The organism is Leptospira kobayashii (assembly GCF_003114835.2).
Lineage (GTDB): Bacteria > Spirochaetota > Leptospiria > Leptospirales > Leptospiraceae > Leptospira_A > Leptospira_A kobayashii.
This window is the reverse complement of sequence record NZ_AP025028.1, coordinates 2,520,945-2,537,176: the sequence shown is the minus strand read 5'-3', so window position 1 is coordinate 2,537,176 and position 16,232 is coordinate 2,520,945. Positions and strand designations below refer to the sequence as shown.

The 16,232-nt window shown below is 41.7% G+C and carries 16 protein-coding genes; 15 read left to right on the top strand and 1 reads right to left on the bottom strand.

The window, feature by feature from the left end; translation table 11 throughout:
- Positions 1–22 precede the first annotated feature (22 nt).
- Genes DI077_RS11385 through DI077_RS11375 form a run of 3 tightly spaced genes read left to right on the top strand, consistent with a single transcriptional unit; the run spans position 23 to position 4,063 of the window.
- Positions 23–2,053, top strand: a complete 2,031-nt coding sequence (locus DI077_RS11385) for a tetratricopeptide repeat protein (protein WP_167837105.1) — start codon at positions 23–25, stop codon at positions 2,051–2,053.
- Positions 2,050–2,859: a hypothetical protein gene (locus DI077_RS11380; protein ID WP_242935173.1), complete on the top strand. Its 810-nt coding sequence runs from the start codon at positions 2,050–2,052 to the stop codon at positions 2,857–2,859. The genes DI077_RS11385 and DI077_RS11380 overlap by 4 nt, the downstream gene beginning before the upstream one ends.
- A gap of 43 nt (positions 2,860–2,902) precedes the next feature.
- The gene (locus DI077_RS11375; protein ID WP_109019271.1) at positions 2,903–4,063 is read left to right on the top strand and encodes a CapA family protein; all 1,161 of its coding nucleotides are present in this window, start codon (positions 2,903–2,905) and stop codon (positions 4,061–4,063) included.
- Here DI077_RS11375 and DI077_RS11370 read toward each other — a convergent pair.
- Complete coding sequence (locus tag DI077_RS11370) at positions 4,018–4,740, bottom strand: hypothetical protein (RefSeq protein WP_242935172.1); 723 nt, start codon at positions 4,738–4,740, stop codon at positions 4,018–4,020. The genes DI077_RS11375 and DI077_RS11370 overlap by 46 nt on opposite strands.
- A 158-nt stretch (positions 4,741–4,898) precedes the next feature.
- On the opposite strand from DI077_RS11370, the gene rpsF reads away from it, so the two are divergent.
- The 12 genes from rpsF to argS all read left to right on the top strand — a co-directional run bounded on the left by rpsF (position 4,899) and on the right by argS (position 16,205).
- Positions 4,899–5,174: a 30S ribosomal protein S6 gene (rpsF, locus tag DI077_RS11365; protein WP_109019273.1), complete on the top strand. Its 276-nt coding sequence runs from the start codon at positions 4,899–4,901 to the stop codon at positions 5,172–5,174.
- Positions 5,167–5,607, top strand: coding sequence for a single-stranded DNA-binding protein (locus DI077_RS11360; protein ID WP_109019274.1), 441 nt, complete (start codon positions 5,167–5,169; stop codon positions 5,605–5,607). The genes rpsF and DI077_RS11360 overlap by 8 nt, the downstream gene beginning before the upstream one ends.
- 61 nt (positions 5,608–5,668) lie before the next feature.
- Positions 5,669–5,953 carry a 30S ribosomal protein S18 gene (gene rpsR / locus DI077_RS11355; RefSeq protein ID WP_109019579.1) on the top strand — a complete coding sequence of 95 codons (285 nt, stop codon included), beginning with the start codon at positions 5,669–5,671 and terminating at the stop codon, positions 5,951–5,953.
- A 9-nt stretch (positions 5,954–5,962) separates the two neighbouring features.
- Entirely contained in the window at positions 5,963–6,409 is a 447-nt protein-coding gene (rplI, locus tag DI077_RS11350; protein ID WP_109019275.1) for a 50S ribosomal protein L9, read from the top strand.
- Between the two features lie 18 nt (positions 6,410–6,427).
- Positions 6,428–7,768, top strand: coding sequence for a replicative DNA helicase (gene dnaB / locus DI077_RS11345; protein ID WP_109019276.1), 1,341 nt, complete (start codon positions 6,428–6,430; stop codon positions 7,766–7,768).
- A gap of 13 nt (positions 7,769–7,781) precedes the next feature.
- On the top strand, positions 7,782–9,587 hold the full coding sequence (aspS, locus tag DI077_RS11340) for an aspartate--tRNA ligase (RefSeq protein WP_109019277.1): 1,806 nt from the start codon (positions 7,782–7,784) through the stop codon (positions 9,585–9,587).
- A gap of 8 nt (positions 9,588–9,595) precedes the next feature.
- Positions 9,596–10,609, top strand: coding sequence for a PhoH family protein (locus tag DI077_RS11335; protein ID WP_109019278.1), 1,014 nt, complete (start codon positions 9,596–9,598; stop codon positions 10,607–10,609).
- Positions 10,606–12,978 (top strand): HD family phosphohydrolase, encoded by a 2,373-nt coding sequence (locus DI077_RS11330; RefSeq protein WP_109019279.1) that lies wholly within the window; start codon positions 10,606–10,608, stop codon positions 12,976–12,978. Before DI077_RS11335 ends, DI077_RS11330 begins: the two co-directional genes overlap by 4 nt.
- Positions 12,979–12,980: 2 nt before the next feature.
- Positions 12,981–13,451, top strand: a complete 471-nt coding sequence (gene ybeY, locus DI077_RS11325; RefSeq protein WP_423241791.1) for an rRNA maturation RNase YbeY — start codon at positions 12,981–12,983, stop codon at positions 13,449–13,451.
- Positions 13,441–14,187 carry a DNA repair protein RecO gene (recO, locus tag DI077_RS11320; RefSeq protein ID WP_109019281.1) on the top strand — a complete coding sequence of 249 codons (747 nt, stop codon included), beginning with the start codon at positions 13,441–13,443 and terminating at the stop codon, positions 14,185–14,187. The genes ybeY and recO overlap by 11 nt, the downstream gene beginning before the upstream one ends.
- Positions 14,188–14,193: 6 nt before the next feature.
- Positions 14,194–14,424, top strand: a complete 231-nt coding sequence (locus tag DI077_RS11315; RefSeq protein WP_109019282.1) for a hypothetical protein — start codon at positions 14,194–14,196, stop codon at positions 14,422–14,424.
- 5 nt (positions 14,425–14,429) lie between these two features.
- Positions 14,430–16,205, top strand: a complete 1,776-nt coding sequence (gene argS, locus DI077_RS11310) for an arginine--tRNA ligase (protein ID WP_109019283.1) — start codon at positions 14,430–14,432, stop codon at positions 16,203–16,205.
- Positions 16,206–16,232 lie beyond the last annotated feature (27 nt).

Sequence of the window (16,232 nt, the reverse complement as noted above, 5' to 3'; positions counted from 1 at the left end):
CGAACTTTGTCGGAATACACGGATGTTTCAAGCAATTAACGATATACGACCTTATTTCATTCGATTTTTATCCATTCTTTTGCTGGTTTCGGGTACTTTGTACGGAGCTCCACCGACGGAGGAAGTAAAAGATACAAAAAACTGTAGTCTTTTGGAAAAAGGCGTACCGGAAGAATATCTGCTTTCCCGCGGCTTCCAGGAACAAGTGGATGCCTTTCAATCCGCAGCAAGAAGGAAACCGGAAGAGGCAAAAAAGCAACACGAGGCAGCTGTAGGATTTTTTGAAAAATATCATAACTGTAGAAAAGAAAAAAACGAGGAACCGACTTTCTTAAGCGCTTATTCCATCGGTGTTAGTTATTTGGAGTTAGGTGAGCTTGATCTTGCAATGCGTTGGAGTGAGACGGCTTATAAGAAGTTTCAGCCGCCAAACCCTCCTTCCCGGGAAAGTATACTTCTCAAAACGAGAGTGGAGATCAGAAAGGGAGAATTGGAAACCGCGTCGGATACTTTGGAGAAAGATCTAAAGGATTATCCTTATGATTCCGATTTTCTTTACCTTTTGGGCAATTTGAATTTCGAATTGAAAAGATGGACCAAATCCGTTCTATATTATACTTCTCTTTGGGATCTCATTCAGAAAAGAGATACGAATTCAAAATACAAATCCACCGTTCTTAAATCTTTAGGTGAACTGAATTATAAATTGGATAATCCTAAGAAATCCCTTTATTATTATCTGGCCTATCTGGATTTGGCGCGTAACGATACTGAGGTGATTTTTCGTGTCGCACAGATCAATTATCTGTTGGGTGACTTTTCCAATACGAAAAAATATTTGAATTGGATCCGGGAATCCAATCCCCGTGAAATTGACGCCTCACATATGCTTGGTGAGATTTACTTTTTGGATTCGCGGGTGATGGCGCCTGGTTATTTCGTAACTCTTGCTCATGAGAAAAAAATTCCTAAAGAAGGGCTGATTTCCATCTTGGACCGTTTTCTGAAAGGAAGGAAACAGGGACTTGCGGATGAGCTTTCTTCCTTTATCGAAAAAAATCCGGGGAGGCTTGCGGCGAGAGTCGCTTATCAGGAATCGGTAGCTTCGTCGGAAAAAGAAAGACTGTACAAAGCAATGTTGTCCACAGCGGCCTTGGCGTTTCAATACAGACAGTACGTAGTTTCCGAAAATGCATTTAATTCCGCGATCCGTTTTGCTGAAAAGGAAGAAGGTCTGGCAGGAGATATTCCCGGGTTACTGGAAAGAGTGTCTCATTGCGAAGAAGCGATGGGATATCCCAACAGTGCGATTCTTTCCGTTAAAAAAGCGATCCTGACAACTCAAAGCGAAGAAGAAAGGAACAATTTGAAATTCCGACTCGCTTATCTTCTGTTAAATCCTAGTATAAAAAATTACGATGCTTCGCTTGCGATCGGTAAGTTTCTTCTTGAAAAAGAACCGAAAAACGCAGCCTATTATTATCTGCAAGGGCTTGTGTATTTTCAGAAAGAGGATTACAAGCAGAGCCTTGCGAATTTTTCCAAAGCGGTTGAACTTGAACCGCAAAACAATAATTATCTTTTTTACAGAGCAACGGTTTTCGATAAATTGAAAAATTTCCCCAAAACCGAAACGGATTTGCTCGCATCAATTCAAACGAATCCTGAGAATCCGAACGCATATAATTATTTGGGATATCTTTATGCGGAACGCGGAATTAAAAAAGAAGAAGCACTTTCCTATCTGAGAAAGGCAGTGGATCTGGAACCGGACAATGCGGCCTACCAGGATAGTTTGGGATGGATTTATTTTAAAACGAACCAGTGGAAAGAAGCGTTATTGCATCTGCATTTTGCCGAGCAGATTTCGGTGAATCGCGATGCGGAAGATCCGGTGATCTTTGATCACCTGGGGGATGTGTATCTTGCCAAAAAAGATTTGGTAAAAGCCGGGTTTTATTGGCAAATGGCCCTCCCTCTCACAAAAGACGATATGGAATCGTCAAAAATCAAAACAAAACTAACAACTGTTCAGAAGGAACTTGCCGAATGACTTCTCTTTTCAAATTTTTTAATCTTTTTATATCCTTATCACTCGGAATCTTTTTTTCTTTTTGTTCCGCAGGAGAAGTGGAAGACGTGGATTTTATAGGAAAAAACAAGGATCGTTACGTATCGACTAGCGATGCAAATGCGAAAGCGCTACTTTCCGAAATCAAATCCAAAGAAACCAATTATTCTTCCTTTAAGGGAGAGTTTGCCATGAACATTCAGGTATTCGTCCCTAAAAAAGACAATTTTGCAGTGGATGGAAAGATCTTTTATTCCAAAGAAACAGGACTTGTAAAGATCCAATTGATGGATACTTTTTTTGGACTTGTTTTTTCCGAACTGATCGCGAGCCCGACTGAAATTCAAATCAAACCGACGAGCACAAATAAGGTGACGACGCAAGCAATGGGAGATCTTTTGTTGCAAGATCCCAATACAAAAAAATCCATTCAACTTCCTTTCCCTGTGATTTACCAATATCTTACCGGATCTTTTCAGCCTGAGATTACTTCTCCGAAAGCCAGGTTTCTGACAAAGGAAAACCGCATTCTATTGGAAAAGAAGGACGGGGTTTATGAGTATTTTTTCGAAGAAGGGGAGCTTAACCGGATCGAGCTTGTCAGTCCTCTTCGCAAACTCAAAGCAGTGTCCCTTGTCAAAGAAAAAGATCCTAAATCGAAACACCCACCCAAATCAATCTTAACCAAAGTGATCCCTTTGGGAGAAGAGAAAGAAAACGTTCTGATTCTTATCAAAATGAAAAAGGTTACCAAAACGGAAATCCCCGAGTCAGTATTCCGTTTTTAATTTCTTACGGTTTTGTTTGCGAACGGGAAAGATTGAATTAAAAATGAAGATTTATTTTCTTTTGTTTTTTTATCTATTCTGTGTTTTCCCTTCGTTTCTTTTTTCCGAAGATGGGCCGGAGCAAACGGAAGAGGCAGAACCCAGGGTCATCGCTCCGATCCGGGATTATTACAGGTTCAAAACGGAAACGGGGCAGGGGTTTCGTTTTCCCGAATCCACAAAGCTATGGTTTGGTGGAGACGTGATGTTCAATTGGGGAGTGAGAGATTCCATCCGTAAGGATGATCCGAGTTTTGCATTCCGAAGTTTCACCGGTCTGCTTGCCTCCATGGACTATCGTGTTTTGAATCTCGAAACACCCATTCTCAGGAAACAACCGAGTGCCGATAAATTGAAGTCCTATGTATTCTACGGAACGGGAGAAGATCTATCCATTCTGAAGGAATTGCAAATCGACGGAGTGACTCTGGGCAACAATCATACTATGGACTTCGGAGAACCGGGTCTAAAGGATACTTTATCCTTACTTGCGGAAAATAAAATCTCTTCCGCCGGCGCAGGAGATAACGAGTCTTTGGCGATGGTCCCTTTGCTTTATAAATCGATAGACAATGAATTTCGTATTTTTTCTTTTTCAGATACGGGGGAGACCAGGTTGTTTGCCGGTCCTCGAAATCCCGGCGCCGCCTATTTCCGTGTAGGCGTTGCGGAAAGACTTGCCCGCAAAACCAAACCGAACCAAGTTAATATTTTAGCGGTTCATTGGGGAGTGGAATACAATCCGGAACCTACGGAAACCCAACGTAAAGCCGCAAAGTATCTGATCGGTGCAGGTTATCAGGCAATCATCGGTCATCATCCTCATATCCCGCAAGGGATTGAAGTGTTTCCCAAAGGAGTCGTGATTTACTCGCTTGGTAATTTTTTCTTCGGATCCAAAAACCAATACTTAAAACACAATATATCGGCAGTTTTGCATTTCCAAAAAGGAATTCTCGCTGTAGTGGAAGTGATTCCTATTTTCGGTCGTCACCAATCCATGTCAGGCGATCATTTTTTCAGTCCTCTCGGGCCCAAGGAAGCGGATGAATTTTTAAAAGAATACGCTTTTTTGTGTAAAAATTTGGGCACCGAACTTGTGATCAGCGGAGGACGAGGTTATGTTTTTTTGGATAAGGAGCTGAAAGCCAAACTGAATCCGTAATGAAACCAGGTCAGAGCAAGACCCAATGCGAAAAACGGAAAACACAATTCCAAGAGATTGGTTTTGAAAATGGAAAAAAGTCCCAGGAAAAAAGCGGTTACAAAAAGAACGGATGTGATTCTGAGTAGCGGTCCTTTCTCATATAACCAGAAGTAAATGCCCACTGTGGCAGAGTAGGCGAATAAACAAAACCATTTCAATTGAGCTGTCGGTTTTAAATATTCCAAAGAGGAGACCATTTCTTCCGGATTTTTTGCATCCAAAAGATTGAGGATCAGGATGTTTTCCACAATGTCCGCAAATCCCCCGAGCACAAGAACCGCAATCATTCCCAAAAATATTTTTAGAAAGATAGGCCTGACCCTTCTCCCCGCATAATGTCCGGTATAAGCCAAAAATGCCATATAACAGAAGATAAATCCGAAATCAAAATAATGCAGAATCCTGTATTGGGAAGTGAGGGCCGGAAATTCTTCGTTTTCATAGACCCCGATCAGATCCTGAACCTGTTTGGGTGTTTCCGCAGTCTCCAAAGCAAGCACCGGCGAATGGAAACCGGAATGGGTTTCGGAAAACGGCTCACTGGGGGAAACGTGGTTTAAAAAACCTGCATAGAGTGATAAAAATAGACCGAGGCCTAGGCCCCAAATCTCCGGAAAATTGATTTTTTCGCTCATAGCCCTTGAGTATTTGTCATAGAAATCCGGTAAATGGATAGAACCAAGAAGAAATTCCATTGACCCCCACCTGGTAACGAAAATCCTAACCAGGAATACTAAAATTATTCTTCTACCCCCGCCCATTTCGGTCAAGGGGGTATACCCATAGGAGAAACATGAGAAACTACGAGATCACGAACATCATTCGTGAAGGGGCAGTCGAGGAAACAAAGTCCGCAGTAAAGGACATCCTCGCGAAACACTCCGTCACGATCCAAAACGAAGAAGATTGGGGTTCCAAAAGACTTTGGCATCCGGTCGGACAAGACGAACAAGGCCATTTTACATTGATTAAATGCCAAAGTGCTCCGTCTGAAATCGTTAAAATCGAACACGAATTCAAACTGAATACGAACATTTTAAAAACACTAGTCGTCCGTTCCAATGGCTAACGATCTAAACAAGATCCTTCTAATAGGCCGCCTGACACGCGACCCCGAATTTAAATCGATTAACGGCAGTTCTGTGGTTAACTTCTCAGTCGCCAATAATCGCATTTATGTTTCCAACGGGGAGAAGAAAGAGGAAACTCATTACTTCGATTGTGTCGCATGGGGTAAGTTAGCTGACATACTCAAGCAGTATGCCGGAAAAGGAAAACAAGTTGCGATTGAAGGAAGACTTCAGCAGCAATCCTGGGAAACTCCCGAAGGAAAAAAAGCATCCAAAATCCGTATCTTCGTTGAGTCTGCTCAACTATTAGGCGGACAAGGCGGCGGTTCTTCTTCCGGCGGTGACCGAGGTAGTGAATTCCCACCATCCCAAGATTCCGGTATGGGCGGTGGTGATTATGATTATGCCGGAGACGATGACATTCCATTTTAATAGGTAATTTATGAGTGATTTAAAAGACGATTCAAGAGATTCACGCGACAATATGGACGCGATGGATGACGACGAAAAAGGTGGTTTTCGCGGTAAAGACGGCGAAGGCAAGTTCGGACGTAAAAACGCGAAATACAAAAAGAAAGTATGTAAATTCTGTGCTGACAAAGCGTTGTTAGCCGGTCTTGACTACAAGAGAGTTGATATTTTGGAAAGATTTGTAACCAACAGAGGGAAAATCATTCCTCGTCGTATTACAGGTTCTTGCGCGAAACACCAAAGAGTTCTTGCACGTGAAATTCGTAAGTCAAGATCGATCGGTTTACTACCATTTAAGGTTCTTTAGGAGATAAACATGAAAGTGATTCTACAAAAAGACGTTTTAAACTTAGGTGATGCGGGAGATATCAAAGACGTTGCAGACGGTTATGCACGTAACTTTCTTCTTCCTCGCAGACTTGCCGTGCGTGCTAACGACGGTAATACAAAAGTGGTCGTTCACCAAAAAAGATTGGCGGATTTGAAACGCGACAAGAGAACAAAGGTTATGAAAGACCTGGGTGCTTCTATCGACGGTAAAGTTTATGAAATCAAAGTAAAGGTCGGTGAAAACGATCGTTTATTCGGTTCCGTTACTGCCGGAGATATCGCTCTTGCCATCAAAAAAACCGGTATTGAAATCGATAAAAGAAAACTGGATTTAGGTGAACCTTTAAAAGCTTTGGGCGAATACAAACTGAAAGTTCGTTTGGCAGAAGGCGTAACCCCTAACATCCAAGTAAAAGTGATCGGAGAAGCTTAATTCTTCTCCAGACCTTCTATGAATTCTAACCCTCTCCAGGAGATAGAATCCGAGAAGAACCTAATTGGCTACCTGCTCATGCGCGGTGTCGCAGGGCAGGAAGACATGGGGCTTGCCCCCGACGACTTCTACTTCGAATCCCACAGACGAATTTTCGATGCCATGGTGGATCTGATCCAGGAAGGCGTGTCTTTAGACATTGTTACCGTAACAAATCATATGCGGGAAAAACATCTCTTCAAAGACGAGATGCGCGATTTGGAATACATCACTTCCTTATACAAAGATACCGTTCCTTCCCAGACTCTCGATTATTATATCAAACGCGTAAAAAGAGTTTCCGATCGTCGCAAGTACGTTGAATCCCTAACAACTGCTATTGATAAAGTCAAATCCGAGCCGGGGGAAAATGATACTGTATTCAGTTTCATCGAACAATCCCTTATGGATATCTCCAGGCAAGAGAGATCCAAAGGACTCAGGCGGGTCAGAGACGATGCCAATACACTCATTGATTATATCAAAACCGTTGTTGCCAATAGCCAGAGCGGCGGAGGTATCAGCGGTCTTAAAACCCATTACGAAGGTTTCGATCAAAAGACTACCGGACTCAAAACCCATGAGCTTATGATTCTTGCGGCAAGACCGGGAAACGGTAAAACAACCTTTGCTCTGAATATTGCCGCAAATGTTGCCTTGAAAGAGCGCAAAACAGTTGCTATATTTTCTTTGGAGATGAGTCGGCTGGAGCTTCTTTTGAAACTTCTCAGTGCGGAAGCAAGGATCGATTCCTATTCGATCAAGTCCGGGACTTTGACTCCTACTCAGATGAGTCAATTGAAAGATGCCGTGGCGACGATTACCACTTCCAGTATTTATATTGATGATTCCGGTTATTTGACCATTCAGGAATTTTCGGCAAGGGTGCGTCAACTTCGGACTACGGAAGACATCGGACTTATCATAGTGGATTATTTGCAGCTCATGAGTGATCCCAGAGCAGCACAAGGTGGCAGACAACAAGAGGTTGCGAATATCTCCCGGGGACTGAAGCAGATGGCGAGAGAAGTAGGCTGCCCCGTAATTGCACTTTCCCAGATGAACCGTTCCATCGAGTCCAGATCCAAAGACCAAAGACCTCAGCTTTCCGACTTACGGGAGTCAGGTGCTATTGAGCAGGATGCGGATATTGTTTGTTTTATTTACAGGGAGGAAATGGTGAAACCTCCCGAAGAACTAGAGCCTAGTAAAAAAGGTATGGCGGAAATCATCATCGCCAAAAACAGAGCAGGGGCAACCGGCGATTTCCCTCTGATGTTCAACCCAAAAATCAGCCGTTTCGATAACGTCCCAATTTAAAAGGAAAAGAACTTTGAAAACCTGGATACAAGAAGAGTATAAAAATAGAATTTCTGCGGAATCTGTAAATGATTCTCAAGTCGGCAAACAGTTGTTTTTTGCCGGTTGGGCGTTTCGTTTTAGAGACCAAGGTGGGGTCATATTTATTGATTTGAGAGATAGATCAGGTATCATTCAAATTGTTGCCCGTAAGGAACTTCTCGGTGAGGCATTTTCGGCCGCAGAAAAAGTCCGTTCGGAATATGTGATCGCGGTTTCGGGTAAACTTTCGCTTCGAGATGCGGACTCGGTCAACCCTAAGATGAAAACCGGAAAGTATGAAATCATAGTGGAAAAACTGGAAATTTTAAACGCATCCAAAACTCCTCCTTTTGCTCTCGATGAATTCGATCCGAGCGGGGAAGAAGTCCGATTGAAATACCGTTACTTGGATATGAGAAGGGAAGAATTGAAAGATCGCCTGATTCTTCGCCACAAACTAACATTTGCTTTGCGAGAGTATCTCGACAGCAAATCCTTTTTGGAAATCGAAACTCCTATTTTGAACAAATCCACTCCCGAAGGAGCCAGGGATTTTTTGGTTCCTTCCCGACTCAACCAAGGGCAGTTTTATGCACTTCCTCAATCCCCTCAGTTGTTCAAACAAATCCTTATGGTCGGGGGAATGGAAAGATACTTCCAAATCGTAAAATGTTTCAGAGATGAAGACTTACGTGCGGATAGACAACCTGAATTCACTCAGCTGGATATGGAGTTTGCTTTCGTTTCGGAGGATGACATTCGTCGAGAGATAGAAGAGATGTGGAAGTTCTCTTTGAAAAAAGTATTCGGACTCGAAATTACTACTCCTTTTGCTACCATGCCTTATCATGTAGCGATGGACGAATACGGAAGCGACAAACCGGACATTCGTTTCGGAATGAAACTAGTCAATGTATCGGAAATTGTAAAAACTTGCGACTTTCAGGTGTTCAGCGGTGCCATTTCTTCGGGCGGTGTTGTGAAAGCGATCTGTGTTCCGGGAGGATCGGTTATTTCCCGTAAAGAAATCGAAGATTTGACTGCTTGGCTTTCCCGTGATTTCCGCGCCAAGGGTCTTGCTTATATGAAACATGGTTCTGCAGGTTTGGAATCAACGATTACCAAAAGGTTTACGCCGGAAGCATTGGAAGCGATTGCCAAAGCGGTGGGTTCCAAAGAAGGAGATATGGTTTTCTTCGGTGCGGATTCTACAAAAATAGTAAATGCATCTCTCGGTGCTCTTCGATTGAAACTTTCGGACAAGTACGATCCTCCTAAGTCGGAATACAGTTTTCATTGGGTGGTTGACTTTCCTATGTTCGAAGTGGATGAAACTACCAAATCCTGGACTTTTTTACACCATCCTTTTACTTCTCCGAAAGAGGAAGATTGGGATCTTTTGCGGGATTGGAAAGCCGGGAAAAGCGTTGACCTTTCTAAAATTTCCGCCAAAGCTTATGACTTAGTATTGAATGGTACCGAAATCGGTGGGGGAAGTATCCGTATTCACAACGCTGAAATTCAATCTTTAGTTTTGGAAGCGATCGGAATCGATAAAGAATCCGCAAATGAAAAATTCGGATTCCTTCTCGAAGCACTTACGTTTGGCGCTCCTCCTCATGGTGGAATTGCATTCGGGGTGGATCGTATTATGATGATTCTTACCAAAGGTCAGTCTATTCGTGACGTGATTGCTTTTCCTAAAACGCAAAAAGGAACATGTATGATGAGCGAAGCTCCCGGTTTTGTAGAAGCAAAACAATTGGAAGAGTTGAAACTCAGAGTAGTCACTATTTAATATTCCATATGGACACAAGTTTCACATTCGGGGAAGAATCTCTTTACCAGGTCATCTGCGGTATCGGCGACTCGCAGCTTCCCCTTTGGGAATCCAGACTCAAAGTCAAACTCATTCCTCGCGGTAAGTCCTTGATCATTCAGGGAGATTCCGACTTTGTTCAGTTAGCTGTTGAGACATTCCAGAGAGTGGAAGAAAATTTCAAAAAACGTCCTGATAAAAATGATTTTTCCCTGTTTGATATAGATTATCTTATGGGGCAGGCAAAGGATGCTAACAAAGGTTGGCCGACCCCCGGCAGTCCCGAATTTGTAAAAAATGAATCTGACGGAGATTGGACTCCTAAAGATAAAGTGTTTGTTACCTTTAAGGGCAAACCGATTTTTCCCAGAACCAAAAACCAGGAATTCTTCGTAGAAAGTTTAAAGAAAAATTATATAACAATTGCTATGGGACCGGCAGGAACAGGCAAAACATTCCTATCTATCGCCACCGCCTGCAGAATGATGCAAACCGGGGAAGTGGATAGACTCGTACTTACACGTCCCGCGGTGGAAGCGGGAGAAAACCTGGGTTTTCTTCCGGGGGATTTGACACAAAAAGTGAATCCGTATCTTCGTCCCATCTATGATGCGTTACACGAATGTATTGGTTTTGAAAAAACCACGGAATACATCCAAGTGAATAAAATCGAAATCGCTCCGATCGCTTTTATGAGAGGACGCACACTTTCCAATTCCTTTATCATTCTGGATGAAGCGCAAAATTGCACCTTACCTCAATTAAAGATGTTTCTTACCCGTTTCGGTAAAAATTCGAAAATGGCGATTTCCGGTGATGCGACTCAAATTGACTTGGCGCACGGCAGATCGGGACTTGAAAAAACAGTCTATACTTTAAGGGGTTTAAACGGGGTGGAAGCGATCACTTTCGGAAGGGAAGACATTACCCGCCATCATATAGTGGAAGCGATCGTTCGTAGATTTGAAGAAAATGAGGGGCTTTTTACCAAAAGATCATGAATCAGTTGTTTGAAAATACAATGGCGAAATTGACTGATATTCTAACTAAAGTTAGACCTGTGTCCTTTGTGCGAAACATTCAGATCATCCTTGTTTTTGTCACACTGATATTCGTTACATACAACCTAGCCATTCCTTTTTTCGGGCAACAAAAGATCAACATTGAACAGGACGGACCTTTTTCTGAAGGGAAAATCGCTCCCGAAACGATTCAATCCGTAAAAGAATTTTTCTATGATGATCCTGAAAAAACAAGTCAGGAAAAGGGAAAGGCTTCCGGAAATATTCCGATTTCTTTCGATAAGGATTTCAATGTTCTAACCAACGGAATCGATGTAAATCTTTCGGAAGATATGGATTTGTTAAAACAAATCGTCTCCGAAGGAAGAGGGACACCTGCCGTAGTAAAAGAAAAAATTCCTAGATGGCGAAATCGAACCAACGAAGAGATACAAGCTATTTTGGATTACGGAAGAAAGGACAAGGTAAAGTCCTTTATCCAACAATACATCAATTTGATTTTTTCCAGATATTGTATCGTAAAGGAAGAATTGGATTTTCAAAAGGATCTGGATAAATCCGGTGCAAAGGTTCGTAATCTGGGAACTCAGGAGCCCGCAGCTGTGATCGACGGGAATTTAGTGATTCCCAGATCTCAAATTTACAAAGAAGGTCCGATCCTTTCCACGTTGCAAAAGTTAGCTGAGGATAAATTGAAGAATGTATCTCCCGATTTGTTAAAAGCAATTTCCAGAATCGGGCTTTATTATGTTTATTCCTATCCTGCTTGTACTTACAACTCGGAGGAAACGGAAGCGGCAAGACAAAAGGCGGCCGATTCGATCGCAATACAGAAAAGCCGCATTCAGGTAAATGAAATCATAGTTCGTGCGGGGGAAGTGGTGACTCCTACGGTTCGTTTGAAATTGGAGATGATGAACCGTTATGCGACACGAGCCAATCTTGCCTCCATCACATCCATTTTTATTTCTCAATGTGTTTTGATTGCGATCATCGGTTTTTATCTGATTCGTTATCGTCCGAACCGATTGAACGATTTATCCAGTAATCTTATTATCTTTATCACACTTTGGATTGTTGTGGTGGCGATCTATTTTGTATCCAAAACATTTTATATCAATGACGTGGATTGGGAAGGTTCTTATTATTTCGCACTCTTTGTTCCTATCGGGATGATTTGTCTGCTTCTCGGATTCGTCTATGACGAACAATTGGGGATCGCACTCGGATTTTTCCTATCCTTCACCGTATTTTTTGCCTCCAGATACAATCCCACTTCGTTTATGTTGGCGTTTACCGTTGCAGTAGTGAGTGCGGTTTACGGCAGAAAGTTAAAGAAACGAATCGATTTTTTAAAAGCAGGATTTATAATCAGCTTTGTTCAGATTCTGATTTCAACTGCGGGTTATCTGTTTGACGGAAGAGAGTTTTGGGTGACCAGCAGCAGCGGAAGTTTTTATTTTGATCTGACTCATTCCAATATCTTTCGTTTGGTGATGCTTTGTTTCATCAACGGATTTGCAAGTACGACTACGGTTCAGTTTTTACTTCCCATCTACGAATATATCTTCAATATTCCAACCCGTTTCAAATTGATCGAGCTTGCGGATACGGGTCATCCTCTTTTGCAGGAACTACTTACCAAAGCTCCTTCGACTTATACTCATACCTTTATGGTTGCCGCCATGTCCGAACGGGCAGCGCAGAATTTGAATTTGGATTGGCTTCTCGTTCGGGTGGGTGTTTATTTTCATGATATAGGTAAAATTCCGAATGCGGGATTTTTTATCGAAAACCAGCATTTGATTCCCAAACCGGAACACATTGATAAGAACAATCCCGCGCTCGCCGCGAAAACCGTCATTGATCACGTGTTAGATGGGATTGAGATGGCGAAAAAGGCAAGATTGCCCCGAGAGATCATTGATTTTATACCGGAACATCACGGAACTTCTACGATGGCTTTTTTCTATCATAAGGCTTTGCAGACTCTTTCTTTACAGGCAAGAAAGAAGATCCGCAAATCCGATTTCCAATATCCCGGCCCGAAACCCAGATCGAAAGAAACGGGAATCGTGATGATTGCGGATTCTTTGGAAGCGGCATCCCGGTCTTTGGATGAAGTATCTCCTGAAAGCTTGGACGAGCTGATTCGAAAGATCATCAATTCCAAGTTAGCTGAGAATCAACTGGATGAAAGCGGTTTGACACTTGGTGATTTGGAAGTTATCAAATCCAGTTTCAAGGAAGTTCTTCTGTCTAGCCTTCATCAAAGACCGAAGTATCCTAAACCGGAAGATACGAAAGCTTTGGAAGAGACGACCAAAGCTAAAAAAGTTTCGAAGTAATGATTCCTCCCTTTCTTTCTATCCGTTGGAATGAGAATGTAGAGGGGTCGTTTCTGGATGAAAATCTTGTTAAAAAAAATCTGGAACTTATCCTTCCCCGGATCAAACCCAAGTTCTTAAAATCCATAGAGTTGGACATTTTGATCGTTTCCGATTCTGAAATGACAAACATCAATCGGGAAAGAAGAAATATCGATCGTACTACCGATGTACTATCCTTTCCTTTGTTTCAGGAATTTCCTCCTCTCCCCCATCAAATGATAGGAGAAATCGTTATTTCTCTGGACACTTGCAGAAGGCAGGCAATTGAAATAGGTCATAATGACGTGGATGAGTTTTACAGACTGCTTGTTCACGGAGTATTGCATCTGTTCGGTTATGATCATGAGACTTCTCCCGACGACGAGATCGTGATGAAAAAGAAAGAAGACGAATGTTTGGCGATGATTTTCGGCGAAGACGATGGCACTTAAAAAAGAAAAAGGTATCGTAATCGAGAGCAGAGACATCGGAGATAGCGATCGTTTGATCAGTCTTGCCGGTGAAAATCTAATCAGGATGAAGTTTTTATCGAAAGGAATCCGTAAGTCCAAAAGAAGGGCGATAGCGGGAACGGAACTAGGCTCCCTTGTTGAAATCGATTTTTACGATCAGGCGGAAAAGGAATGGAAGTCCGTAAAGGAAATCAATCTGATCAATCGATATGATGAATTGAAATCGGATTATTTAGGTACACTTTTTCTTATGTATTTATGCGAGTTGTCTTTGCATTTATTTCCAGAGGGAGAGGAACATCCGTTTATCTATCAGTTGTTATCAGGATGTTTTGAATACTGTTCCGAACATGGATTTACTTATGAAATTTTACCTTTTTTCAAGTTAAGAGCACTCGTCAATCTGGGACATTTTCCCAGGGACTTCTATTGTGTTTCTTGCGGAGAGGATATCTTCTCCAAATCCAAAGCGTTCTTTTCCTGGGAAAATCGGGAATTTCATTGCAGCGATTGCCATAGTATTCCCAAAGATCATATGAGCATATTACGGTTGTTTGATATGATTCTCCGATTAAAGTTCGGAAATTTGATTTTGCAAAAACCAAACCAGGACCAAGTCCGAGAGGCGGATTTTGTTTTGAATCAATATTTGCGTTCTATTACCGGTAAAGAAATGAAATCTTACTTTGAATTTTACAAAACCCTGGGAAACTGAGTCATCGTGAGCCAATTCCCCAAGACGATCTTATTTATCATGGTGTTTACTCTTTTTACCGCTCTCTTTCAATTGCTTCTGAAAGCGGAAACAAAAGCGACAAATCGGGTAAATCCGAAAAAAACGGAAAATTATAAACCTACACTTAGAAGTGATGGGGAACCGATCCATGAGTTTGTCAAACGATATCAAAAACAGGCATTTGAAACTTGGGGGAAAGGATATCCCAATTATTGAAATCTATGAAAAAAGAAAATTTATTAAAATATAAAGTATTAAACATTCTAACCAATTCGATTAAAAAGTATCTGGAGTCGGAAAACCAAATCGAATTATTTCCCGATTTAAAAATTCGAATCGAATATTCCAGAGATGAAAAGTTCGGAGATTATTCCTCTTCGTTTGCTTTGGAAAACAAAAACTCACTTGGAAAATCTCCCCAAGTTATTGCAGAAAAAATCATCAGCTTGATAACAACGGATTCCTTTATCGAGTCAGTGACTTTTTCCCAACCTGGATTTATCAATTTCAGAATCTCTCCTCTTTCTTTGACAAAGTATGCTAGCGAGTTCCGGTTGGGGAGTGATCCTTTTGCCAAAGAAGAAAAAACGAAAAAAGTTTTACTGGAATTTGTTTCCGCCAATCCCACCGGACCTATGAATATAGTATCTGCAAGATCGGCGGCCTACGGAGATGCCCTTGCGAATCTGATTTCCACTTTGGGACACACCGTAAAACGGGAGTTTTATGTGAATGATTATGGGAATCAGGTATATTTGTTAGGGGTCGCCGTATTACTTCGTTATAAGGAACTAAACGGAGAAACCATTAGTTTTCAAGAAGAGGAAAGCGATGCTCCCGTTTTTCAATTGGTGGAATCCAATATTCTACCGAAAGAGAGTTATCGCGGAGAGTATATCAAAGATATTGCCAAACGATATTCATCGGATGGTTCTAAAAAATCATCTTTGGATATGAAAATTAAAAACAAGGATTGGGATTCCATTATCCGGGAATTATCCTTATTCGCTATTAATTACAATCTGGAAGGACAAAAAAAAGATCTGGATCTTTTCGGAGTTAAGTTCGATGAATTTTTCAGCGAACGTTCGTTGCATGATGCAGGAGAGGTTGAAAAAGTTCCCGCTAGATTGAAAGAAAGTGATAAAAAAACGGAAGAGGGTAAATTATTCTTTTTATCCACAAACTACGGAGACGATAAAGATCGGGTAATACTAAGGGAAGACGGCCGACCGACTTATCTGATGGCGGATATTGCTTATCATAAAAACAAATACGATCGTGGATTTGAGGAGATCATCGATATTTGGGGTCCGGATCATTACGGATACATAGCAAGACTGAAGGGAGCTATCCAATCTTTGGGCTTTGGTGCCGATAGTTTCCGAGTTCTAATCGCTCAACAGGTCAACTTGATCGAAAACAAAGAAAAGGTAAAGATGAGCAAACGTTTGGGCGTATTTCAGACCATGACGGATCTTCTTTCTTATCTGGGAAAAAGTGCCCGTGATGTGGGGCGTTATTTTTTTCTAATGCGTTCTTCCGATGCACCTCTTGATTTCGATCTGGATTTGGCAAAAGATGAATCCGAAAAAAATCCGGTATTCTATATTCAATATGCCTATGCCAGAATTTGTTCCATATTTAGAGAGTTAGGTGAAGTATCCGGCGATCCGGTCTTTTCCGATACTGATTTGGAATTTCTAAAATCGGACGAGAGGGCGAGATTGTTATTTTGGACTGCGAGATTTCCGGAAGAGGTAAATGACGCTGCAGTCTCCTTTGAACCTCACAGGCTTACCAATTATCTGCAATCGTTAAGCCGTTCCTTTACCAAATTTTATTCAGGCAAAGACAATCGAATCAAAGAAAAATCAGGAAGAGAAAGAGAAATTCTTTTGCAAGTTTGTAAATCGGTTCAGTTTAATTTGAGAGAAGGATTGCAATTATTGGGAATTTCCGCTCCCGAAAGAATGAGTAAGGAAGAATCAAAATAGATTCAAAACAAACCGGTATCAGTAAAT